Annotated in this window: 24 protein-coding genes; 6 read left to right on the forward strand and 18 right to left on the reverse strand. The window is 37.4% G+C overall.

Annotation, left to right across the window (positions count from 1 at the left end; translation table 11 throughout):
* Positions 1-85: 85 nt before the first annotated feature.
* Positions 86-304, forward strand: coding sequence for a DUF3892 domain-containing protein (locus RUH74_RS11925; RefSeq protein ID WP_313800531.1), 219 nt, complete (start codon positions 86-88; stop codon positions 302-304).
* A gap of 11 nt (positions 305-315) precedes the next feature.
* Here the strand turns inward: RUH74_RS11925 and mntR are convergent, their stop codons facing one another.
* The 8 genes from mntR to RUH74_RS11965 form a co-directional block, all read right to left on the reverse strand.
* Positions 316-750, reverse strand: coding sequence for a transcriptional regulator MntR (gene mntR, locus RUH74_RS11930; protein WP_313800532.1), 435 nt, complete (start codon positions 748-750; stop codon positions 316-318).
* A 144-nt stretch (positions 751-894) separates the two neighbouring features.
* The gene (locus RUH74_RS11935; protein ID WP_313800533.1) at positions 895-3,048 is read right to left on the reverse strand and encodes a DNA topoisomerase III; all 2,154 of its coding nucleotides are present in this window, start codon (positions 3,046-3,048) and stop codon (positions 895-897) included.
* Positions 3,049-3,176: 128 nt separating this feature from the next.
* Positions 3,177-4,055: a metal ABC transporter permease gene (locus RUH74_RS11940; protein WP_313800534.1), complete on the reverse strand. Its 879-nt coding sequence runs from the start codon at positions 4,053-4,055 to the stop codon at positions 3,177-3,179.
* Complete coding sequence (locus RUH74_RS11945) at positions 4,045-4,989, reverse strand: metal ABC transporter permease (RefSeq protein WP_313800535.1); 945 nt, start codon at positions 4,987-4,989, stop codon at positions 4,045-4,047. The genes RUH74_RS11940 and RUH74_RS11945 overlap by 11 nt, the downstream gene beginning before the upstream one ends.
* Positions 4,990-4,996: 7 nt before the next feature.
* Complete coding sequence (locus tag RUH74_RS11950; protein WP_313800536.1) at positions 4,997-5,746, reverse strand: metal ABC transporter ATP-binding protein; 750 nt, start codon at positions 5,744-5,746, stop codon at positions 4,997-4,999.
* A 12-nt stretch (positions 5,747-5,758) separates the two neighbouring features.
* On the reverse strand, positions 5,759-6,685 hold the full coding sequence (locus RUH74_RS11955) for a metal ABC transporter solute-binding protein, Zn/Mn family (protein ID WP_313800537.1): 927 nt from the start codon (positions 6,683-6,685) through the stop codon (positions 5,759-5,761).
* A 208-nt stretch (positions 6,686-6,893) separates the two neighbouring features.
* A complete protein-coding gene (wrbA, locus tag RUH74_RS11960) occupies positions 6,894-7,505 on the reverse strand; it encodes an NAD(P)H:quinone oxidoreductase (RefSeq protein ID WP_313800538.1) in 612 nt (203 codons plus the stop codon).
* A gap of 179 nt (positions 7,506-7,684) precedes the next feature.
* Entirely contained in the window at positions 7,685-7,972 is a 288-nt protein-coding gene (locus tag RUH74_RS11965) for a hypothetical protein (protein WP_313800539.1), read from the reverse strand.
* 305 nt (positions 7,973-8,277) lie between these two features.
* Between RUH74_RS11965 and cspD the strand changes: the two genes are divergently transcribed.
* Positions 8,278-8,478, forward strand: a complete 201-nt coding sequence (cspD, locus tag RUH74_RS11970) for a cold-shock protein CspD (RefSeq protein ID WP_053476725.1) — start codon at positions 8,278-8,280, stop codon at positions 8,476-8,478.
* A 46-nt stretch (positions 8,479-8,524) separates the two neighbouring features.
* Here cspD and RUH74_RS11975 read toward each other — a convergent pair whose 3' ends face one another.
* Positions 8,525-8,722 carry a zinc-finger domain-containing protein gene (locus RUH74_RS11975; RefSeq protein ID WP_396230015.1) on the reverse strand — a complete coding sequence of 66 codons (198 nt, stop codon included), beginning with the start codon at positions 8,720-8,722 and terminating at the stop codon, positions 8,525-8,527.
* Between the two features lie 11 nt (positions 8,723-8,733).
* A complete protein-coding gene (locus RUH74_RS11980; RefSeq protein WP_313800541.1) occupies positions 8,734-9,390 on the reverse strand; it encodes a reverse transcriptase-like protein in 657 nt (218 codons plus the stop codon).
* 101 nt (positions 9,391-9,491) lie between these two features.
* Here RUH74_RS11980 and RUH74_RS11985 point away from each other — a divergent pair, with 101 nt between their 5' ends.
* Together RUH74_RS11985 and RUH74_RS11990 are read left to right on the forward strand one after the other, a co-directional pair.
* Complete coding sequence (locus RUH74_RS11985) at positions 9,492-9,875, forward strand: RNase H family protein (protein WP_313800542.1); 384 nt, start codon at positions 9,492-9,494, stop codon at positions 9,873-9,875.
* A gap of 20 nt (positions 9,876-9,895) precedes the next feature.
* Complete coding sequence (locus tag RUH74_RS11990) at positions 9,896-10,822, forward strand: DMT family transporter (RefSeq protein WP_313800543.1); 927 nt, start codon at positions 9,896-9,898, stop codon at positions 10,820-10,822.
* A 27-nt stretch (positions 10,823-10,849) separates the two neighbouring features.
* Here the strand turns inward: RUH74_RS11990 and RUH74_RS11995 are convergent, their stop codons facing one another.
* Positions 10,850-11,125: a DUF6123 family protein gene (locus RUH74_RS11995; protein WP_313800544.1), complete on the reverse strand. Its 276-nt coding sequence runs from the start codon at positions 11,123-11,125 to the stop codon at positions 10,850-10,852.
* A 57-nt stretch (positions 11,126-11,182) separates the two neighbouring features.
* Entirely contained in the window at positions 11,183-11,647 is a 465-nt protein-coding gene (locus tag RUH74_RS12000; RefSeq protein WP_313800545.1) for a divergent PAP2 family protein, read from the reverse strand.
* 99 nt (positions 11,648-11,746) lie between these two features.
* Between RUH74_RS12000 and sspL the strand changes: the two genes are divergently transcribed.
* The gene (sspL, locus tag RUH74_RS12005) at positions 11,747-11,905 is read left to right on the forward strand and encodes a small, acid-soluble spore protein L (protein WP_313800546.1); all 159 of its coding nucleotides are present in this window, start codon (positions 11,747-11,749) and stop codon (positions 11,903-11,905) included.
* A gap of 17 nt (positions 11,906-11,922) precedes the next feature.
* On the opposite strand, the gene RUH74_RS12010 is transcribed toward sspL, so the two are convergent.
* The 6 genes from RUH74_RS12010 to RUH74_RS12035 all read right to left on the reverse strand — a co-directional run bounded on the left by RUH74_RS12010 (position 11,923) and on the right by RUH74_RS12035 (position 19,747).
* On the reverse strand, positions 11,923-12,810 hold the full coding sequence (locus RUH74_RS12010; protein ID WP_313800570.1) for a 5'-3' exonuclease: 888 nt from the start codon (positions 12,808-12,810) through the stop codon (positions 11,923-11,925).
* A gap of 110 nt (positions 12,811-12,920) precedes the next feature.
* Entirely contained in the window at positions 12,921-13,763 is an 843-nt protein-coding gene (locus RUH74_RS12015; RefSeq protein WP_313800547.1) for a sulfurtransferase, read from the reverse strand.
* Positions 13,760-13,945 carry a hypothetical protein gene (locus RUH74_RS12020; RefSeq protein WP_313800571.1) on the reverse strand — a complete coding sequence of 62 codons (186 nt, stop codon included), beginning with the start codon at positions 13,943-13,945 and terminating at the stop codon, positions 13,760-13,762. The genes RUH74_RS12015 and RUH74_RS12020 overlap by 4 nt, the downstream gene beginning before the upstream one ends.
* A 10-nt stretch (positions 13,946-13,955) precedes the next feature.
* Positions 13,956-17,615 (reverse strand): dynamin family protein, encoded by a 3,660-nt coding sequence (locus RUH74_RS12025; RefSeq protein ID WP_313800548.1) that lies wholly within the window; start codon positions 17,613-17,615, stop codon positions 13,956-13,958.
* A 479-nt stretch (positions 17,616-18,094) separates the two neighbouring features.
* Positions 18,095-18,655, reverse strand: a complete 561-nt coding sequence (locus RUH74_RS12030) for an isoprenylcysteine carboxyl methyltransferase family protein (RefSeq protein ID WP_313800549.1) — start codon at positions 18,653-18,655, stop codon at positions 18,095-18,097.
* A gap of 3 nt (positions 18,656-18,658) precedes the next feature.
* Positions 18,659-19,747 carry a type III polyketide synthase gene (locus tag RUH74_RS12035; RefSeq protein WP_313800550.1) on the reverse strand — a complete coding sequence of 363 codons (1,089 nt, stop codon included), beginning with the start codon at positions 19,745-19,747 and terminating at the stop codon, positions 18,659-18,661.
* A 265-nt stretch (positions 19,748-20,012) separates the two neighbouring features.
* Here RUH74_RS12035 and RUH74_RS12040 point away from each other — a divergent pair, with 265 nt between their 5' ends.
* Entirely contained in the window at positions 20,013-20,486 is a 474-nt protein-coding gene (locus tag RUH74_RS12040) for a chemotaxis protein CheX (protein WP_313800572.1), read from the forward strand.
* Positions 20,487-20,900: the final 414 nt, after the last annotated feature.

Consider the following 20,900-nt stretch of genomic DNA (forward strand, 5'->3'; position numbering starts at 1 on the left):
GATTAAAGAGAAGAAGATGGTGCAACAATGAAAATGTAGATTGAAAGATCAGAAACTTAAACATGACTAAGAAAGGAGTGATCATATGTTTGGGGAACAATTAGTCGCTGTTCATCGCAACTATCTAGGAGAAATCATTTCTTTTCAAACTTCAGAGGGGAGAATGATTTCTTACCGAAAAGCATTGAAAGAAGCAGAAGATGGGATAATAACCGGAGTAACTATAGAAGAAGGACAGGATGGCACTCCCTATCTTACGCCAAACTTCACATCCTCATTTGATGAATTGCCAAATGTATACTAAGAGGGTCCATTTTATGGACCCTCTTCTATTTCTTCATTATTTCTTTGAACTTCTCTTAAGGCATCAATCCTGCTTTCATCCTCTTCGAAAAATTGAACGAGATCCCCTACTCGATCTATTGCATCCCAGCTTAAATGATGCTCAATTCCTTCTACATCTTCATATATATTTTCTTCCTTCACCCCAATTAAGCGAAGAAGCTGCTCAAGCAATTCATGGCGATATACAAGACGCTTGCCAATTTTCTTTCCTTTTGGAGTCAAAATCAATCCTCTGTATTTTTCATAAACTAGATATTCATCTTTATCGAGCTTTTGAACCATTTTCGTTACAGAGGAGGGATGAACGGAAAGGTTTTCTGCGATATCAGATACACGGGCATACCCTTTCTCTTCAATCAATATATATATTTGTTCAATATAATCTTCCATACTAGGTGTTGGCATCCCAAACCCTCCCATAGGAACCGTGCTGAAGGTCTCTGTTAGTTCCATTTTTATCAATCATTCCATTTTATGAAGACAGTCAAGTAAAAGTTTACTATATAAGAGTAAGCGAGACAAGGTTATCTATTATAGAAGGAAGGGTGTCTATTTATTTGGGAAAATAAACTTTAGTTTCTGCTCATGATCATCCCAAGTTAATTTCGCTGAAAATGATTTATCCTTATTTGAAAAACCCTCAATCATATCTGTCTCATTTTCTTTTAAAAGCTGTTTGACAATTTTTTGAGTAATTGATTTACCCAGAATTTTTTTGGAGATTGTAAAGCTACATTTTGTTTTACTGTAATGTGAACAGCCATAAAAGCTGCCTTTGTCAACAACCTGTCCATCACATTGCTTACATTTCCCTAATTGAGCTGGCCGTTTAAATTTAGATTTCGCAGGGGTAAAACTGTTTTTATCCTCCTCATCAAAAGCCCAAGCCCCTGCATTTTTCACAGATACTTCAATGAGATGTGATATCATTTTATTCGTTTGTTCCATAAATTGTTTCGGTGATGCTTCTCCTTCAGAAATATCTTTTAGCCGCTTCTCCCATTTTGCAGTCATTTCAGGGGAAGCAAGGATCTCTGATCCAATTGCTCCAATTAATATTTTTGCTTTCGGTGTAGCATACACAAGATTCTTTTTTATATCAATATACTTGCGATCCTTTAACATCGTTATAATTCCTGCCCGTGTTGCTTCAGTACCAAGCCCCTCTGTTTTCATTAGCACCTTTTCCAACTCTTTATCCTCTATATGTTTTCCTGCCGTTTTCATCAGTGTAATAAGCTGACCTTCTGTATACCTTTTTGGCGGCTGTGTCTTGCTTTCTTTCACTTCCGCCTTCAGGACATTTCCGGTTTCTCCTACTTGTACCGCAGGAAGAGTTGGCTCCTTGTCCTTTTCAAACGGTGGGATCACCTTACGCCAGCCTTCTTCAAGCTGAACTTTTCCTTTAGATAAAAATCCTGCCCTCCCATCCACAAGAGTGGTGACAGTCGTATACTCGGTTACTGCCTTTCCATAATGAGCAGCAATAAGGCTCCTTACAATGAGGTCATAAAGAATCTTCTCATCTGGTGAAAGCTTATTCAGATTAGGCACTTGTTCTGTTGGGATGATTGCGTAGTGATCCGTCACTTTCTTGTCATTCACATATCGCTTATTATCCATCAGAGAGGGACTCGGCAAAGGAAAGAGTGTTTTGTATTCATCGATCGCGGCTATTTTATTTAATGTTTCAGGAAACATTTCTGCCTCACCCTGGGTTACATGCCTGGAATCAGAACGGGGATAAGAAACTATTCCTTTTTGGTATAGCTTTTGCAATACATCAAGCGTTTTCTTGGGCGGGAGTTTGAAACGGCGATTTGCCTCAGCTTGGAGTGCAGATAAGTTATATAGCATCGGTGGGAGAAATTCTTTTTTCTCTGCCTTTACATCTGTGACCTCTGCTGCTTTTTTCTCACAAAAGTGCGCAATCTTTTCGGCAAGCTCCTTCGTCTTAATTCTTGTTTCCCCATCCTTTTCCCATTTTCCTATATATTTCTTCCCATCAATATTAAATCTAGCTTGTACCTCCCAGAAAGGCTCAGAAATAAAGCTTTGAATCTCCAATTCTCGTTTGACAATTAGGGCAAGAGTCGGTGTCTGCACTCTTCCTACTGAAAAAACATCAGAGAAGCCTTGCTGCTGAAGAAGAAGACTGTACAGTCTTGACGCATTCATTCCGACAACCCAATCAGCGCAAGCTCTCGTATACGCCTCATAATAGAGGTTTCGAGTATCTGATTCATTTAATAAGGAAAGAAATCCTTCCTTGATTGCCTTCGGTGTTAATGAAGATATCCATAATCTTTTCATTGGCAGCCTTGATTTCGTCATTCGAAGGATATTACGAATAATCAGCTCTCCTTCTCGCCCTGCATCCCCTGCATGAATGACTTCTGTCAGAGAGGGATTGTCTATAAGCTTTTTAATGACTGCAAATTGCTTCGTTTTATCTTTCGTGACTTCATATTCAAATTGAGATGGAATAATCGGTAAAGTAGACAACGACCACTTTTTCCACTGGGAATTATAATTTTCCGGTGCAACAAGCTGACAAAGATGACCTACAGCCCATGTGACATAAGCACCTTCAGGAAATACATCATTGGGGAAAATTTCAACAAACCCTTGATGCTTCTTTATTTTAAAAATAGAAGCAAGAGTCAGCCCCTGGTCAGGCTTCTCTGCAATAATGAGTTTCATTGTTTTGCTCACTTCCAGTTTACTAGATTACATACTTATTTTAATTCTACTCAATTTATCAGGAAAGGACTAGGAAAAATATAGCGTAAAAAATAAAGCTCCCCATTAACATAACGAGGAGCTAACACTTAATCCACTTTTAACCTTTTCATTGAAAATTTCTTTGATATAAGCCCTTTAGTTGGAGAGAAAAAGAATACTAGAGCAAAGATGATTCCATTAATTGTTGCCATACTACCTGATATGGAGACGTCGAGCCAGCTGGCAAGATAATAGCCGATCACAGCTGCTGCAACTCCTAATAATGCACTTAAAAGGAGCATTATACTTAATCTGTCAGTAAGTAAATAAGCAGATGCACCAGGTGCAATCAGCATCGCGACAACTAGAATGGCTCCTACACTATCAAAGGATGCCACTGTTGTAATAGATACCAAGCCCATTAACAAGTAATGGATAAACAAGACAGGTATTCCGATTGCCGCAGCCATTTGCGGATCAAATGAAGTCAGCTTCAATTCTTTATAAAAAAATCCAATCACAACTAAATTAATAATTAGAACAGTTGATAGCATAAGAAAAGCCTTTGGGAGCTCTGGAAGGAAGCCCCATTGAACTAAATCCCAAGGAACAAAAGTTATTTCCCCCATTAGTGCATGGTCTACATCAAGGTGAACATCATCAGCGAACATGGTTATTAGGATAACCCCAACTGCAAACAGAAAGGTGAACACCACCCCAATTGAAGCATCCTCCTGTATTCCAGCATGATGAAGCATCTGTACGCATACAGCAGTTAGCAGACCTACAATAGCTGCACCGACTAGCATATAAATCCCGCTCATACTTTGACTGACAATAAATGCGAGAACAATTCCAAGCAAAACTGTGTGGCTAATTGCATCGGCTAGCATAGAAAGCTTGCGCAAAATCAAAAAGCAGCCGGTAATTCCGCACGTAATACCTGCCAAGGAACCAACAATTAGTATCCATGCCTCATAGCTCATGATAACCGCTCCTTTTTTCACTATGCAATAACTTATTATTTCTAAGCTGCTTATTATTCACCATTCTTTTTATCCACTTTGTTACTAATCCTCTTTCGGGAGCAAATAGCATGGATATAAGAAATAATGCAGTTGCTGTTACAACTATAAACGGACCTGTTGGCAGCCCTTGACCTAGTGTACTTAGGAATGTTCCTGACATTCCCGATACAGCTCCAAAAATACCAGATATGACAATCATTTTACTCAATGAATTCGTCCAATAACGTGCAGCAATCGCTGGTGTGATTAAAAGGGCAGCCATTAGAATAACCCCAACAGCTTGAATACCAATGACAACAGCAGCAACTAATAAGGATAAGAAAAGAAAATTAAGAAAACCCGTTGGTAAGCCAAGTCCTTTTGCAAATGCTGGGTCAAAAGTTAGGACTTTCAATTCCTTAAAAATCAAGGCTGTTACAAATATCAAAACAGCTGCTGCACCTGCCATTAGTTTGACATCATTTCCGACAAGCGAAGCTGCCTGACCAAATATAAAATCATTTAACCCACTTTTATTGCCGGAAGATGATTGCGCTACCCTTGTCAACAAGACAATCCCGAAGCCAAAAAATACTGATAATACTAAGCATATAGCAGCATCTTCTTTTATAATAGAAGATGAAATAATATATTGAATACAATAAGCGGCTAAAAGCCCTGTTATCGTTGCTCCTAATAAAAGGACAAGTAACGATTTTTCCCCCGTAAGCAAGAAAGCCATGCATATTCCTGGCAATGCAGCATGTGCCACGGCATCTCCAATTAAGCTCTGTTTTCGGAGGAGAGCAATACTGCCAAGAACCCCACTCGCCACTCCCAGCAGCACTGTTCCTAGTAGAACCCATTGCGTATTTGCATCAAACATAATCATTTTTAAAAGGTCGTTCATCATAAACACCTCATTTTTGTTCTACGACCAATTGGTCTTTTTCCAAAAAAGACAATTTTCCGCCATACGTACGATGCAGATTTTCAAGAGTAAACACTTTCTCGGTTGCTCCAGCAGCAATGGTATTAACATTCAACAAAATAACATGATCAAAATATTCTTTTACCGTCTGCAAATCATGATGAACTACAAGAACGGTTTTCCCTTGCCTTTTCAACTCATTTAATAATTCTATAATGGCTCTTTCTGTAGCTGCATCTACCCCTACGAACGGTTCATCCATGAAGTATACCTTTGCATCCTGGGCAAGTGCCCGCGCAAGAAAGACCCGTTGCTGCTGCCCCCCAGATAATTGGCTAATTTGTCTGCCTGCAAACTCCTCCATTCCTACCTTTCTTAAGCATTCTAGCGCAATTGCTATATCCTTCTTTCCAGGCCGCTTAAACCAGCCGATATGGCCATATCTTCCCATCAGGACAACATCAAGTGCATTCGTTGGAAAATCCCAGTCTACAGAACCTCTTTGCGGAACATAGCCAACAACTCTATCTTTTGCACGGTATTTTTTTTCATAAATCTTTACAGCCCCTGCCGCTTTAGGAATTAGTCCAAGAATCGCTTTAATTAGAGTGGATTTCCCAGCACCATTCGGTCCAATAATTCCAATTAACTGACCTTCTGGCACTGCAAAGCTGACATTTGATAATACTGGTTTTTTTTGATAAGCAACTGTCAAATTCTCTACAACAACAGGCTTCATTATGAACCCCTCCTATTTTATTGCGTCTGATATGGTCTTCACATTATGTTTATACATCCCAATATAAGTCCCTTCTTCCGTCCCTTCTTCGCCCATTGCATCTGAGAATAATTCCCCGCCGATTTTCACTTCATGCCCTTTCTGCTTTGCCCCTTCAATAACTGCATTGATTGATCGTTCAGAAATACTTGATTCAATAAACACAGCCTTAATATTTCTCTTAACCAATGTATCTACTAAATTCTGGACATCACCAAGTCCATATTCTGAATCCGTACTTAAACCTTGCAGCCCCATTACTTCCATATCAAAAGCTTTGCCAAAGTATCCAAATGCATCATGGGCTGTGACAAGCACTCTTTGCTCATCGGGAATTTGCGCCATTTCTTCTACAGCATATGCCCTTAACTCATCAAGCTGTTTAAAATACTTTTTCGTATTTTCCTCATAATAGTCTTTATTATCTGGGTCCCTCTCAATTAAACTCGTTTTTACTACCTCTAACGCTTCTTTCCATAAGTTAATATCAAACCATACGTGCGGGTCATATGCATAGCTGCCTCCACTGGCAGACAATAATTTTTCTTTATCAATTGCTTCTGCAATGGCATACGTTGGTTTCGTTGTGTTTATTCGCTCCAATACATCCAACATTTTTCCTTCAAGATATAACCCGCTGTAGAAAATAATATCGGCCTTCTCTAGCTTAGCAATATCGCCTTGCGTAGCTTTATATAAATGTGGGTCCGTACCTGGTCCCATCAAGCTATTTACGATCACCTTCTCTCCGCCGATATTTTTAACCGCATCAGCAATTTGCCCAATCGTAGTTGTTACAATAATTTTCCCGTCATCATTGCCTTTATTAACATTTTGTTTCGCACAAGCGCTAACAAAGATCAAAGAGATAACAAGAAAAATTCCTACTATTTTTTTCATCCTTTCCCTCTCCCTTTTTTAAGATTTTGTTTCAGCTTCTTAGATGAGTGTATGCACGTTTTTTACATAAGTGCACATATTTTATATATATCCATTTGTTTTATATTAAACTATAAAAGTTTACCTAATGCAACACTTTAAGATTAGACAAACTAAAAAAATCGGTTTTCACCGATTTTTTGTTTATTACATATTTAATTATTTTCAATTATTGATTCCCTTTTTTCACCCATTCTGCAACGGTGACTGTGCGCCTTGCCTGATGTTTGACTGCTGCCTGAACATCTTCAATCATCTTTCCGTCCTGCCCTACTGTTACACTTGTTCCATAAGGATTCCCGCCAGCAGCAAATGTGACTGGATCTGTAAAACCTGGTGCAGCAACAATTGCCCCCCAATGATACATGGTAGTATAAAGCGATAAAATCGTAGCCTCTTGACCTCCATGCGGGTTTTGAGCTGAGCTCATCGCACTTACTACTTTATTAGCAAGCTTCCCATGGAACCATAAGCCGCCAGTAGTATCTATAAAAGCTTGAACTTGAGAAGCTATATTCCCAAAACGGGTCGGAACACTGAAGATAATCGCATCTGCCCACTCTAGATCATTCAAAGTTACTTCCGGCACATCCTTAGTCGCTTCCGAATGAGCTTTCCAGGCAGGATTGGATTCAATAGCAGCTAGTGGTGCAGTTTCAGGAATTTTTAATACTTTGACATCTGTACCTGCTTCTTTCGCACCTTCCTCAGCCCATTTTGCTAATTGATGATTTGTTCCCCCTGAACTATAGTAGATTACTGCTAGCTTTACATTTGTCATTGTTTGTTCCTCCTTGTTATTTGTTCCGCCAAAAAATTTATTTAAAAAACCCAATTTTTCACACCCCTATAAGTTAATCAGCCCCTTATTCCAAAACAATATCCACATATAAAATCATGTCCTTAAAAAAGGGGATTATTCTAAAATAAAAAAATCGGCAATTTGCCGATTTTAACATTCTAGCTCTTATATTTTTTTAGCGTTAGTTTTTTTTGAATGTACCAATTTTCCTCATTGACAATATTGGAGACTGTTAATATGAAAGAAGGGATTTTTTCTACATTAAAGACAATAATGCCAACGTAATCATTTATGATTACAAAAGATTCGCCGTGTGAGTAAGTTTGAAGCTCACTTCCAAGCTGGAGAATTGTACTTATAATTGCCTGTTTTATTTCTGGCTCAATTTCAATATGCGGTGAAAATCTCAAAATCCATTCCTGACTGCCAATAGAAAATCGATACATTGCTTCACCCTCTTGATTTAAAAGAGTATAATTAATAATAGTTATGAAAAAATTTAATAATTATGAACAATAAATAAATCGAGTGAAGAAATTAAATTTATAATATTTAGAATTTTTAATAGTTTTTTGTGAAAATCATGTGAAACTCCTTGACTGATAGTAAAGTATCGTGTATATTAAAGGCATCATTTAACAGAATATATTTCCGCTATTTCTAGAAAATATCTGTTGTGTAGGATGTTGAGTGATAATATTCATCTAAGACACCTTTAACGTGTCTTGAAAGGTTTAGGAGGAAAAGTTACATGCAAAACGGTAAAGTAAAATGGTTCAATAACGAAAAAGGTTTTGGTTTTATCGAAGTTGAAGGCGGAGACGATGTATTCGTACACTTCACAGCTATTACTGGTGAAGGCTTCAAATCTTTAGAAGAAGGTCAAGAAGTTTCTTTCGAAATCGTTGAAGGCAACCGCGGACCACAAGCTGCAAACGTTGTAAAACTTTAATCTAATAAATAATCAGGCTGGCATCCTTGCCAGCCTTTATTTATTTTCAAGACAGCTTACTGCCAATTTCCTTAATCTTCTCTCCAACTGTACATTTTGTAATGCAGAATCTATGTGCGTACAAACGCCCTTTATCGGTCTTATGATGCTTATAAAGAAAACACCCATTACAATAATTGTTCAACATTTCCTCAACTTCATTAAATAATTGCTTTCGTTTCAATTTGTGACACCATCCTTTCACTTCTCACCCGCTTAAATAATTTGCATTTTACTATTAATCACTTTTCCTTCAAGTGCCTGGGTAGCAAGCTTATCCGCTTCTTTATTTTCTGTTCTTGGGATGGGGGTAAACTTCGCATCTACCTTGAGTACTTTCAACTTTTCCTCAATTCGATCAAGCCAGCGATTTAAGTTCTCTTCATAGCATGGCCAATCTCCTTTTAGCTGCATTAAAACACCTTGTGCATCCCCTTTGAATTCACAAGTCATATGGTGGACACCCATTTCTTCAAGCAAGTTAACAGTATAATACATAGCAGCATACTCTGCTTCACTATTATTTTCAATTTCATCAAATAGCTCATTTGCGCGAATACGGTATTTCTTTTTTCCTTGCTTATAATAAATGACTGCTCCTAACCCCGCTTGGAAAGTCTTTTTATTAAATCCGCCATCAAAGTAAACGGTTAAGTCATGTGGATCCTCTTCAATTTCCTCTAACAGCTTTTTCATTTCCTTTGTAATCCAGGTTGTGCCACGCTCATCATGATAGATTAACTGGGCTGCCTTTCCGCTTTTTTCAAGATCTTCGCCTATTTGTATAGCCAGCTCACCTTCAAGCCACTCAGATGTAAAAATTGTTCCTTCTGTTCCTTTTAGTTTATATTTCCATTCTATTTTATATTTCATTTTTTTCAGCCTTTCTTATGATAAACTGTTTTTATCTTACCCTGATATGCCTTATGATAAAAGGAAAGATGAACCTAAATTAATTATTGGAGGAGTCCCTATTGGTTGAGGTATATATCGATGGAGCAAGTGCTGGCAATCCTGGCCCAAGCGGTGCTGGCATTTTTATAAAATATGATGGCAAAGCAGAAAAATTCTCCTTTCCACTTGGAGAAATGGAAAATCATGCTGCAGAATTTCATGCCTTAATTTTAGCGCTAGAAATCTGTGTAAAAAATAATTATAAGGTTGTTTCGTTACGAACGGATTCCCAAGCTGTGAACCAAGCAATTGAAAGGGAATATGTAAAAAATAAAATATATGCCCCTCTTTTAGAAAAAGCTTTAGACTTAAGCAAGCAATTGGATTTATTTTTCATTAAATGGGTTCCTAGCAGCGAAAATAAAGCTGATGAACTTGCTAGAGCCGCCATACGATTAAACTAGACAGAAGGAGAATACTAGATTTGAAAAAAAACGTTTTTTTTGCAGATGCAAGCCTATTGCTTGTTGCTTTTATTTGGGGAGCCACATTTGTCATTGTCCAAAACGCTATTGCCTTTTTAGAGCCTCATTCTTTTAATGGATTAAGATTTTTAATTGCTGCCATTTTACTCCTCACTTGGCTTCTCATTTTTGAAAAAGAGCAGCTAAAACAATTAAACTGGAAAATAGTGATTTCTGGAATTATTATAGGGATCTGGCTTTTTATCGGCTATGCTTTTCAAACAATGGGGCTTTTGCATACTACATCATCTAAAGCTGGCTTTATCACAGGACTTAGCGTAGTTTTAGTCCCATTATTTTCATACCTTTTATTAAAAAGTAAGCCGGGAATGAATGCAGTAATCGGTGTATCCATTGCTACAATTGGTTTATATTTACTAACGATGACCGATCGGGTTGGATTAAATATTGGTGATGGACTTGTATTTATTTGTGCGATTGGATTTGCCATGCATATCATCTTTACTGGGAAATACAGCAGCAATTTCCCATCACTGCTATTAACAGTCATTCAAATTACAACGGTTTCCTTCCTGTCGATTATGTCTGCTTTTTTTACCGAAGACTGGAGACAGGCAATGAATCCTGATGTGATTTTTCAAGGGAAAGTATTGACTGCATTAATAATTACTTCTGTTTTTGCAACAGCGCTTGCGTTTTTTGCACAAACAAGATTCCAAAAGTTCACAACACCGACGAGAGTTGCCCTTATTTTTGCAATGGAACCTGTTTTTGCAGCTGGAATAGCTTTTCTTTGGGCAAATGAACGACTTTCATATAGTGCTATCATTGGCTGTCTTCTCATCTTCTCAGGAATGATTTTTGCAGAAGTCCCATTAAAAAAGACACAGCAGCTTTTAAAAAAGAAGCAGAATGAAGCTATATAAAAGAAGGCGTGTGATCAGCACGCCTTTTTAAATAGAAATCAATTCTTTTTCTCTAACATATCGTATTGCTTCGGGCCGAGTTTTAATCTGATTAGATACAAGCATTTCAAGCAACGAAACATAGAAGCTTCCATCAAACGTTTTTTGTGCCTTTAATGTTAATTCAATCGCTGTATTAGTTAGTTCGTCCGAAGCATTTGTGTATTGTTTGCCAAATTGAATAAACCCAATTGCATCTTCTTGAAGCTGAAATCCTTTTCCATGCAAAAACTGTATATATTCTTCCACTGTTCGTAAAGACATATCATCCCTCTCCCCTTACTCCCAAAGCCCTATTTATTTTATCGTAAATTTTGTCAATTATCTATTATTTTTTGTTAATTTATGGCCGATTATTCCCGATACAACTCCTAGCAAGGCTCCGCCTATTACTTCTGCCGGCTGGTGACCAAGCATTTCTTTCAGCTTTTTTGGCTTTTCTTCTTTAAATTCAACTGCCTCATCTTTATGGATTTTCTCTATTAATTCGCCCATGCTGTTCACTTTTAATGTTAATTCTCCTGTTTGTCTTCTAATTCCCTGTGCATCATACATGACAATTAATCCGTAAATAAGTGAAAGAGCAAAATCAATCGTCGGCAATCCACGTTTTAATGCTATAAATATAGTTAATGAAGCTACTCCCGCAGAGTGAGAGCTCGGCATCCCTCCTGTCTGAAAAAACAATTCTGGGCGAAATTCTTTTTTCTTAATAAAGTGGATTGGAATTTTTAACCCTTGAGCCAATCCTATACTAAATAAAGCAATGTAAACCCCTTTATTCATAATCACTTCACCTCTGCTTTTAGTGTGAAGAAAATGGAGTGATATTATTCTGTTAGGAAATACTATTACTTGCAGGAAAAAAATTAGGAGGGATAACGAATGAGTAATCGCAAAAACAGAAATCGTGGAACAAAGGCACCAGGAGTGACCCCTCAAGGTTATGGGCAGGATGCTGAATTTGCTGAAGAACCAAAAAGCAAACTGGAAAATGCAGCAAAAAAGAAAAATACTAAGCGAAAAAGTGCTGTCTCAAATTGAGACAGCACAGAAATTTTTTATGCATATTCTTTCATATCAAGAAAACGATGAAGTCCACGGAATTCAATTTCCTCAAATTTACCTACTACTTTATCGCGATTAAATTGGAAAATGGCATCATTTATATCATATTGAATAGGAACATCGCATTTAATTTCTGCAAGTTGACGACTTAAATGCAGCATATCAAGATCCTGTTCGATTTTCTGCCTTTGCCCCTTAGTCAGTAGTTCTAGATTGGCCAGAACTCCTTCTATATGCTCGTATTCCTGTAAAAGCTTCAGAGCTGTTTTTTCTCCGATGCCTTTCACTCCTGGATAATTATCGCTTGAATCCCCCATAAATGCTTTTAAATCAATCATTTGTCTGGGATAAATCCCCTTTGCTTCAAAAAAGGAATCTTTTGTATGGACTAAATAGTTCCCATAGCCTTTTTGCAATAAAGCAACGGTAATATGTTCGTCAATCAGCTGCAAAATATCTTGGTCTCCCGTTAAGATTCTAACACTTGCATCTCCAGCTACACCTTTGGCAATCGTTCCAATACAATCATCTGCTTCATAGCCTGCCAGCCCGATATTAGGCACGTCGAAGGCGTCAACCATTTCCTTCACAAGATCGAATTGCGGAATCAATTCAACGGGAGCATCCGGACGATTTGCTTTATATCCATCATACATATCAGTCCTAAACGTTTTACTTCCCATATCCCAGCAAACGGCAACATGGGATGGGTTGAACGTGGAAATGGCGGTTAGAAAATGTTTCACAAAGCCGTATACCCCATTAGTAGGGATCCCTTTTGAATTAATCATAAACTGCCCTGTAACAGCAGTGGCAAAATAAGCTCTAAATAATAAAGCCATTCCGTCTACAAGCATGAATGAAGGTTTGTTTTCATTAATCAATTTCTTCTCTCCCATGTCCTTTATTTTCAATGGACCTATTATAACATGGGAATCCTTAGTTTAAGAATGTAAACTTTTACATTTTGGATTGCTGATAAAAGTCTTATTTAATCATTCTCTCCGGTTTCCACTTCATTTTCTTCATAAGAGATCCAATCGCTGAAGCTTCCTGCGTATAGTTTAACATTGTTATAGCCTGCCATCTTTAGTGCGATGAAATTTGGTGTTGCTGTTACTCCAGAACCACAATAAACAATCACTTGCTTCTCTTTATCTATTTCTTTAAATCTTTTCTCTTGTTCATCAATTGATTTGATGCGCCCATCTTCAAAGCCTTCCATCCAGAATTTATTAATGGCTCCCGGAATATGACCGCATTTTTTATCAATCGGCTCCTCAATGCCTAAATAGCGTTTGTTTTCTCTTGAGTCAATAATTACTGTTTCTTGGTTTTTTGCTTTGACAGCTTTCCTTACCTCTTCCTGTGAAGCAATTATTTCATTATTCAAGCGTACCTTGAACGCTGTCTTTTTGTAGGTTGGAATCGTATCATTTGTTTGGAAGCCAGCATCTTTCCAGGCTTTATATCCTCCATTCAAAATATACACCTTTTCATGGCCAAGATAATGCAACAGCCACCATAGGCGAGCTGCATATGAACTTTCCCCTCCATCGTATGCGATGACAGTTGTTTCTTCAGAAATTCCAGCGAGACTAAATGTTTCCTCTAAATCTTCTATTACTGGTAAAGGATGTCTGCCGCCATGTGCAGCAATAGGACCCGATAAATCCTTTGATAAATGGAAGTATACTGCTCCCGGAATATGATCCATTACGTATGAGTCATACCCTTCCTCAGATACTCCCAGATTATAGCGGCAATCGGCAATTCGAATATTTTTATCGTCTAGGTGCTCTAACAGCCATTCTTTCTCAATAAAAGGATTCATTCCTTATTCTCCTCCATTCGCTTCTTGATTAATTCTTGTACATTTTTTTTCGGTGTCCAGCAATTAAATCGATAATTCGGCCGTGTTTCATAGCCTAAACGCTTACAAAAATAGCGCATTCCTTTTTTAGTTTTTTCCGCTTGGAAGTGAATACAGGTTGCACATGCATGAAAGGCTTCAATATTCATTGTCTCACCCTTTGCCCACAATATCCTTTTCCATTGCTTTTAGCTGATCAATTGGGAAGTCATCCCTTAAAACAGCTAACAAACCATTGTAATATTCATCTGCCTGGTCTATATGAACAGCTAGAAAACGTGCAAATTCTTCCTTCAGCATTGTCTGATAATATTCCTTTAATCTTGTACTTTGCGTTTGTAAATAAGCTGCTGATGGCTCCTGCATATTTTGTTCTAGTTCATCACTTAAAATTTTGCGTTCATTCTTTTCAAAAAAGGACTTCGGATTTTTAAAGTGAGCAAGTGCTTTTTTAAATTGGGCTTGATCTTCATTTTGAAAAGCAGTTTCAAAATCGATCCCCTCAAGCTTTTTCACTTCAAACGGACTAAACTTGAGTTCCGGATTCATTTCCTCAATAGAGGAAATCAGTCTTTCTTGTGCCTCCTTTAGAAGTTTTCCAATATATACTTCCATTCGCACAGTAGTAGCTCTTAGCTCTTGAGCAAAGTCAAAACCAAAGCTTTGCAGAAAATCAGTGAGTGCCGTTTGCAGCGCTTTTTTTAAATTTCTTCCATCTTCTTTTAGAAGAGCTGGATTAAATGCTTCTTTGACAAAATCAGTAAATCGTAAAAAAACACGCTGCCTAATATAAAAGACGAGTTCATCTGCTTCTTGTGTCAGCCTTTGTGAAAGAATTGTTTCATCTTGATTGCGAATCATATGTTTAATCTTGTTCTGCTCATTTTCTAAATGATTTCGTTTCTGAATCTTACTTTCATTATCTTCTTGGGACGATTGGATAAAGTTTCTAAGCTGATCTACCACACGCTGCCATTCCATCTCAGCAGAAGTTACGGATATTTCCATCAATTCATTTGTTATAAATGAATAAAAGCTTTCTTCAAACATATCCAATTTCGACTCGGCTGCTTCCTTTTGATTCAGCTTTTCTGACAATGCTTGAAGACTAGATAGGCCAAAAAGATTTGGCTGCCGAATTCCATATTGGACAAGCTGTTCTCTCACATACTCAAGTACCGAATCACATTCTTCCTCATTAGTAGCTAAATCAATCGCATTCACAATGAAAAACATTTTATCCAGCTCAAATGAATCCTTTACCCGTCCAAGCTGAATAAGAAACTCACGATCTGCCTTTGAAAATGCATGGTTATAATAAGTAACAAAAAGGATCGCATCAGAATTTTTAATATAATCAAAAGCAACGCCTGTATGGCGGGCATTAATCGAATCTGCCCCAGGTGTGTCTACGAGCGTGATTCCCTGTCGAGTGAGCGCACAGTCATAATACACTTCGATCATTTCTACAAAACAAGATTTTTCCTCGATTGCGACATAATCCTTTAATTGGTCTAGATCGGTTTCTACAGTTGTTCCAAGTGTGTGACGGAATGCTTCAAACCCTCGCAAAAATGCTTGTAAGAATGCAAAATGTGTCTTTTCATTTGCTTCAAAGTCTTTTTTTCCATTCATAACTTTAGCTATCTTTTTTAATGCATCATCAAAATCGATAGCAGCCATATCAAATAATTTAAGTGATCGGCTCACATCGTCAAATAAGATTTGTGAATCCTTTACCTTTACTAACACAGCTCCATGCCCATATTGCCCATTGATCGGCATAATTTTATTAATTGCTGCGGTTGTTGGATTTGGCGAAACTGGAAGAACCTTTTCACCTATTAACGCATTGGCAAAAGAAGATTTCCCTGCACTAAAAGCTCCAAATAAAGCGACTGTAAATTGCTTATTCTGAAGTCTTTCCGCTTTTTGCACTAACTCCTCTGCCATTTTTTTAAAGCCTGGAACCGTTTGGACTTTATTTGCAGTAAAGTTTAGTTTCTCTATTAACGAATGTACAGTAGATTGCTCCAGCTCTTTTTTATCTTTTACTAATACATCAGCCTCTTCATAACTAACCTTCTCATCATTTCCAGCATCTACGTCCGATTCCTTCATTTGATAAACAATTTCCGCTTCTTCTGTTTCTCTAGTTAATAATTGTTCTGTTTTATCTTTCAGTTGCTCCATTTGAAAATAGCCGGCTAGAAAATCAGAGATTTGTTTCTTTGATTTTCTATGCATTTCCTTTATATTCGTTAAACCTTCCCATGCATCCGCATATACTTTTAATTGTTCGAATTCTTTTTCCAGCTTTTTCTTCCCTTGCTCTTGTTTTGACTGCAAAACATCTAGAAATAATGCTTTCAATGGCAATAAGCTATCCTTTGCCAGCTTTTTAACAAGCTCAGCCACTTCATTTGTATACTGAAGAACATAGTCCCCCGACAGCATAGCCCCGTCCTTCACGGCAAGAATCATCAACGATTCTGGTATGTCTATCTGAAAGCTTTGTGCTTTTGCCAATAGTTCAGGATCATGTATATTAAATTGTTTCATTTCATTTAAATATAGTTCTTTTAAATGCCAATCAAGCTGTGACTGGATATTTTCTAAAAAGCCTTTATGAAATTGCTTCAAACGCGATTCTCTTTCCTGTTCAGTCTTTTGTTTGGAAAAGAAAAGGCCAACTTTAAAATTGGATTGACGTGATTCGATATAGGCTTTCGCGAGCTCTCTCGTTTGGGAGGGCATTAAGTAGGCATTCTTTAGTACTTCATCTACCTTATTATTAAGACCATTTTCAATAGTTGAAACCATTGCTGTCATTTCAGCTAGTGTATTTCTAAGCGATTTCAATTTTTCTGGCAATAAGCTTCTTTCTTCAGAAGTTAGTTCAGCTAGAATTTCTTCGTATTTATCCCTATTTTCCCATTGTTTTTCCTCTAAAAAAATGAGATGTTCTTCTGTTAATTTTTTTAGTGACTGCATAACAGAATCTGGAAGCAATAATTTTCTTTTCGCAATCGTTTCTTCGATAAAGCGCTGTAAGCTAGTGAACTCATTTTCATCATGTGAAAGTTCCTTTAAAGAGGTGTAAAAAATTCTTGCTGGGCTTACTCCCCATGAAGCAAATGAATCACGTACACTTGCCTTAAACTCATCAAAGCTTAATTCATCGTCACGATGTTTATCAATCTGATTAATGATTAAATAAACGTCTTTCCCTGCCGTAGTTAATTCTTTTGTAAAGAGAAAGTTTAGTTCAGACTGAACATGATTATAATCCATTACATAAAATACGAGATCCGCAAGGTGTAGGGCAGACTCTGTTGCAATTCGGTGTGCATCATCTGTTGAATCAATGCCCGGTGTGTCCATAATAACGGCATCCTTCGGGAGACTTGTGTTCGCATAGCTAATTTCAATTGAATGTATTTGATCGCCGTCCTTACAATAAGATTTTACTTGTTCATAATCATATGGAGCCGGATAGATTCGTGGCTTCCCATCTTTAAAAATCACTTTTGCGTAACTGTCGCCCGATTTGATTTTCACTAGATTTGCACTTGTTGGAATCGGACTGGATGGAAGTAAATTTTCACCAATGATTTGATTAATCATACTTGATTTCCCCGCAGAAAAATGTCCGCAAAAAGCAATCGAATATTCCTGTTTATAGAGCTTCAAAGCTAAATCTCTTGCCCGTTCTGCCGTCTTTTTATCCCCATTTTTATCAAAATACTCATATAAAGCTGTTATTTTACTCATAAGTTCCGTTGCATCTAGCTGTAATACCTTTTGAACCATGAAATCGTATCCCCTTGCTCATATAATTTACTATCTATTTTAAATGATTTTTCTAATAATTCCTATGTTTAATTAGAAAAGTGAAAGGCCCTGCTTATCGGCGACAAGCACAAGACGAACCGGCAGGGAGGTTGCTCTTTAACCTCCTTGACGGTTTGGCTTGTGACCTCGAGCCGATGGCGACTGAAGCTAGAAATTAGAAAAGCGAGAGGTGATCTGAAGCTAGGCAATTTAATCAAAATAAAAAACCAGGGGGGCACCTGGTTTTCATCTATCCTATCAAATTATCGAGTATGCGGCTTCACAACATTATTCAATACATGTTTCATCACTAGAGCGTAGGCGGTTACTGTGCCTGCAATAAATATCGCTATCATATGTAACAACACCTTCCTTTTAAAATAGAAATGAGAACTATTTTTATCTTCAGTTAGATTTTATCACGAACGATAATCATTATCAATATAAACGTTAAATTGTCACACTTTTTTAACATCATTAACTTGAGGAGCGTTTTTCGCAAACGCCTCTTTATATTTAGTTAATGACTTTAACGCCCTTTCCTCTGCTGGAATGCGGATACATAGGACAGCAGCATTAAGAATAGGAAATAATATGGCCGTCCAATAGGCTTGAAAAAGGAGTGGAATGACAATCAGCTCAATCATAACGATGATATAATTTGGATGCTTTACATATCGGTAAGGTCCCTTTTTTACAATATCTGCTTCTGGCAAGACAATAATTTTCGTATTCCAGTATGTCCCCAGCGACATCAGAACCCATAGTCTTCCATACTGAGCAATTAAAAAGAGAGAAAGAAAAATTGGCCAATATGGCGATAAATCACCAGGTACAAGTACCCATTCTATAATCAAGGAAACAAAAAATATACTATGGACAGCTACAATAAACGGATAATGTGATTGCCCAAACTCGATTGCCCCCTTTTGTTTCATGCGGTGCTCATTTCGTTTAGCAAGCAATAATTCAATTCCCCTTTGGCCAATTAAAAGGAAAACAAAAATTATAAACAACATCCATTATGCCTCCCATTTCAATAAGAGCAGCTCTGAGCTAAATCCTGGTCCAAGTGCTGTGGCAAGACCATAATCACCAGCACGTCCCTTCTCCATAAATCTTTTCAATACATATAGAATAGTAGTTGAAGACATGTTTCCGTATTCTTTTAAGACATCATGTGATGTATGGGCCATTGAAGGATCGATTCCTAATGATTGAATGTATGCTTCAATCACTTTCTTTCCCCCGGGATGGGCAATGAAATGCTGGATGTCTTCGATCCTCATCATCTGTTCGGATAAAAAGGACTCAACGTTTGGCCTTAGCCAGCCTTTAACTACGGATGGGATGTCTTTAGAAAATACAACATATAACCCTTCATCCTTCACTTCCCACCCCATAATGTCCAAGGAATTGGGCAAAAGCGTCGACTGCGTGGCAATGATTGAAGGACTAGATTCTAGTACTCGAATGGAAGCCTTGTCCGTATGATCACCAAATACAAGTGCACATGCCACCCCATCCGCAAAAAGGGACGTACCAATTAAATTACTTTTGGAGCGGTCATTTCTTTGAAAGGTCAAGCTGCATAATTCTATAGTAAGCACTAATACTTTTGCTTGGGGAAAGGCTAGGCAGTATTCGTAAGCTCGGGAAAGCCCCGATGCCCCACCTGCACAGCCTAAACCCCAAATTGGAATTCTTTTTGTTTGCGGTAAAAAAGGAAGCTTATTCATAATTCTCGCTTCAATACTTGGCGTAGCCAAACCTGAACTTGATATAAAAAAGATCGCATCAATTTCACTGGGAGCTATATCATTTTTAAGAAATCGACTGCATTTTAAACAATTCTCAATAGCTTCAATCCCTAACTCGACTGCCCCATGTATGTATGCATCATTTCTTTCTTTAAATGATCGATCTTTTCTAAACCATTCCATCCCTTTTACAAAATGCCTTTTTTCGATTTGACCATTATGAAACACGGTTAATAATCGATCGATATCTCTAAAGGTTTTTGAAAATAGGTCTTTGGCAAAATCCATAACCTCATCCTGTTTTAAGATATGCTTTGGTATAGCCTCCCCTATCGAAACAATTGATGGCATTAATACCCTCTCCCTTTAATAGTTAAGGATATTTTTTCCACGTTTTAAAAATTTATGCAAAAAAAAGCTTCCTCTTTTATGGAGGAAGCCGATTGTTTTGAAGGAGTTGTTGTGCATAATCCATTATAGGATTTTTTCAGTATGTCATCATTAACAAATATCTTCCAGTCATGCTTATCATTATTTCTCAAAAGCCGAATTATTTTTTAATAATCTTTGCATCTATCATTCGACAAATATGTTAAAATTAAAAAATAGCTCTTTGATGGAGGAATGCGGTGTGACAACAAATACAAAAAGTGTAACAGATATTTTGAACGGCACGATTCAAGCTGTTAAATCTATATTGCCGTTAGAAATCACTGTAGATAAACCATCCTTATTTACACAACCTTTCACGCAGCATTCTATTGGCGTATTGATCGGGATGACAGGCGATGTAAGAGGCAGAATTATTATTGATGGCGATTCACTTATTTTTGGTAAAATTGGCGAAGCAATGTTTGGGATGGCACTCGAGGGAGAAATGCTAGAATCTTTTTCAGGGGAACTTGGAAATATGATCGCTGGCAATCTTTCTACTTTTATTTCTGATAAAGGATTTGAAATGGATATTACCCCACCAACTGTACTAGTTGGCGGAGCGAAAGTTTATGGCTTTTCAAAAGCCTTAAAGTTACCTGTTCAAATTCAAAATGTTGGAGAACTAATGATTGTCCTTATGATAGAAGGAAGCTAAAATAAAATCCGTACAGATAACGGTGTGGTTTCCTCACCGTTATCTGTACGGATTTTTTCTATGAGACAATCTCCTTCCATTTCTACCTCTTCTCGCCTCATAGATCTCTTCTATACGACAATCCCTTTATATTTCCACTTTATTTTGACTCAAAAAGCATACATTATTTTTCATATAGAATGTTTTCCGATTATTTAGAGTACACGAGCTTCCTCCTCCCAAACAGTCATTATTCCAATTATAAAAAACACCGGATTACTCCGGTGCTTAATTATTATTTCGAGTTGCTTTGATTATGCACTTGAATGACTAATTTGTTTTTCACTCGCGTACCGCAAGCGGTGCAATTTCCTTTTTCATTATATATTAGCCTGCAGTTATCACAATAATATTTCTCCATCATGTTATTCCACA

Origin of the sequence: Cytobacillus sp. (assembly GCF_032154635.1) — a bacterium.
Classification (GTDB): domain Bacteria; phylum Bacillota; class Bacilli; order Bacillales; family Cytobacillaceae; genus Cytobacillus.

Coding starts and splice junctions, on each gene's coding strand:
- RUH74_RS11925 (WP_313800531.1), top strand. CDS start 86: ATGTTTGGGGAACAATTAGTCGCTGTTCATCGCAACTATCTAGGAGAA.
- RUH74_RS12030 (WP_313800549.1), bottom strand. CDS start 18,655: ATGTTGTTTATAATTTTTGTTTTCCTTTTAATTGGCCAAAGGGGAATT.
- mntR (WP_313800532.1), bottom strand. CDS start 750: ATGCCAACACCTAGTATGGAAGATTATATTGAACAAATATATATATTG.
- RUH74_RS12025 (WP_313800548.1), bottom strand. CDS start 17,615: ATGGTTCAAAAGGTATTACAGCTAGATGCAACGGAACTTATGAGTAAA.
- RUH74_RS12040 (WP_313800572.1), top strand. CDS start 20,013: ATGGAGGAATGCGGTGTGACAACAAATACAAAAAGTGTAACAGATATT.
- RUH74_RS11955 (WP_313800537.1), bottom strand. CDS start 6,685: ATGAAAAAAATAGTAGGAATTTTTCTTGTTATCTCTTTGATCTTTGTT.
- RUH74_RS12035 (WP_313800550.1), bottom strand. CDS start 19,747: ATGCCATCAATTGTTTCGATAGGGGAGGCTATACCAAAGCATATCTTA.
- wrbA (WP_313800538.1), bottom strand. CDS start 7,505: ATGACAAATGTAAAGCTAGCAGTAATCTACTATAGTTCAGGGGGAACA.
- sspL (WP_313800546.1), top strand. CDS start 11,747: ATGAGTAATCGCAAAAACAGAAATCGTGGAACAAAGGCACCAGGAGTG.
- RUH74_RS11945 (WP_313800535.1), bottom strand. CDS start 4,989: ATGATGAACGACCTTTTAAAAATGATTATGTTTGATGCAAATACGCAA.
- RUH74_RS12015 (WP_313800547.1), bottom strand. CDS start 13,763: ATGAATCCTTTTATTGAGAAAGAATGGCTGTTAGAGCACCTAGACGAT.
- RUH74_RS11950 (WP_313800536.1), bottom strand. CDS start 5,746: ATGAAGCCTGTTGTTGTAGAGAATTTGACAGTTGCTTATCAAAAAAAA.
- RUH74_RS11935 (WP_313800533.1), bottom strand. CDS start 3,048: ATGAAACTCATTATTGCAGAGAAGCCTGACCAGGGGCTGACTCTTGCT.
- cspD (WP_053476725.1), top strand. CDS start 8,278: ATGCAAAACGGTAAAGTAAAATGGTTCAATAACGAAAAAGGTTTTGGT.
- RUH74_RS12000 (WP_313800545.1), bottom strand. CDS start 11,647: ATGAATAAAGGGGTTTACATTGCTTTATTTAGTATAGGATTGGCTCAA.
- RUH74_RS11940 (WP_313800534.1), bottom strand. CDS start 4,055: ATGAGCTATGAGGCATGGATACTAATTGTTGGTTCCTTGGCAGGTATT.
- RUH74_RS11995 (WP_313800544.1), bottom strand. CDS start 11,125: ATGTCTTTACGAACAGTGGAAGAATATATACAGTTTTTGCATGGAAAA.
- RUH74_RS11980 (WP_313800541.1), bottom strand. CDS start 9,390: ATGAAATATAAAATAGAATGGAAATATAAACTAAAAGGAACAGAAGGA.
- RUH74_RS11965 (WP_313800539.1), bottom strand. CDS start 7,972: ATGTATCGATTTTCTATTGGCAGTCAGGAATGGATTTTGAGATTTTCA.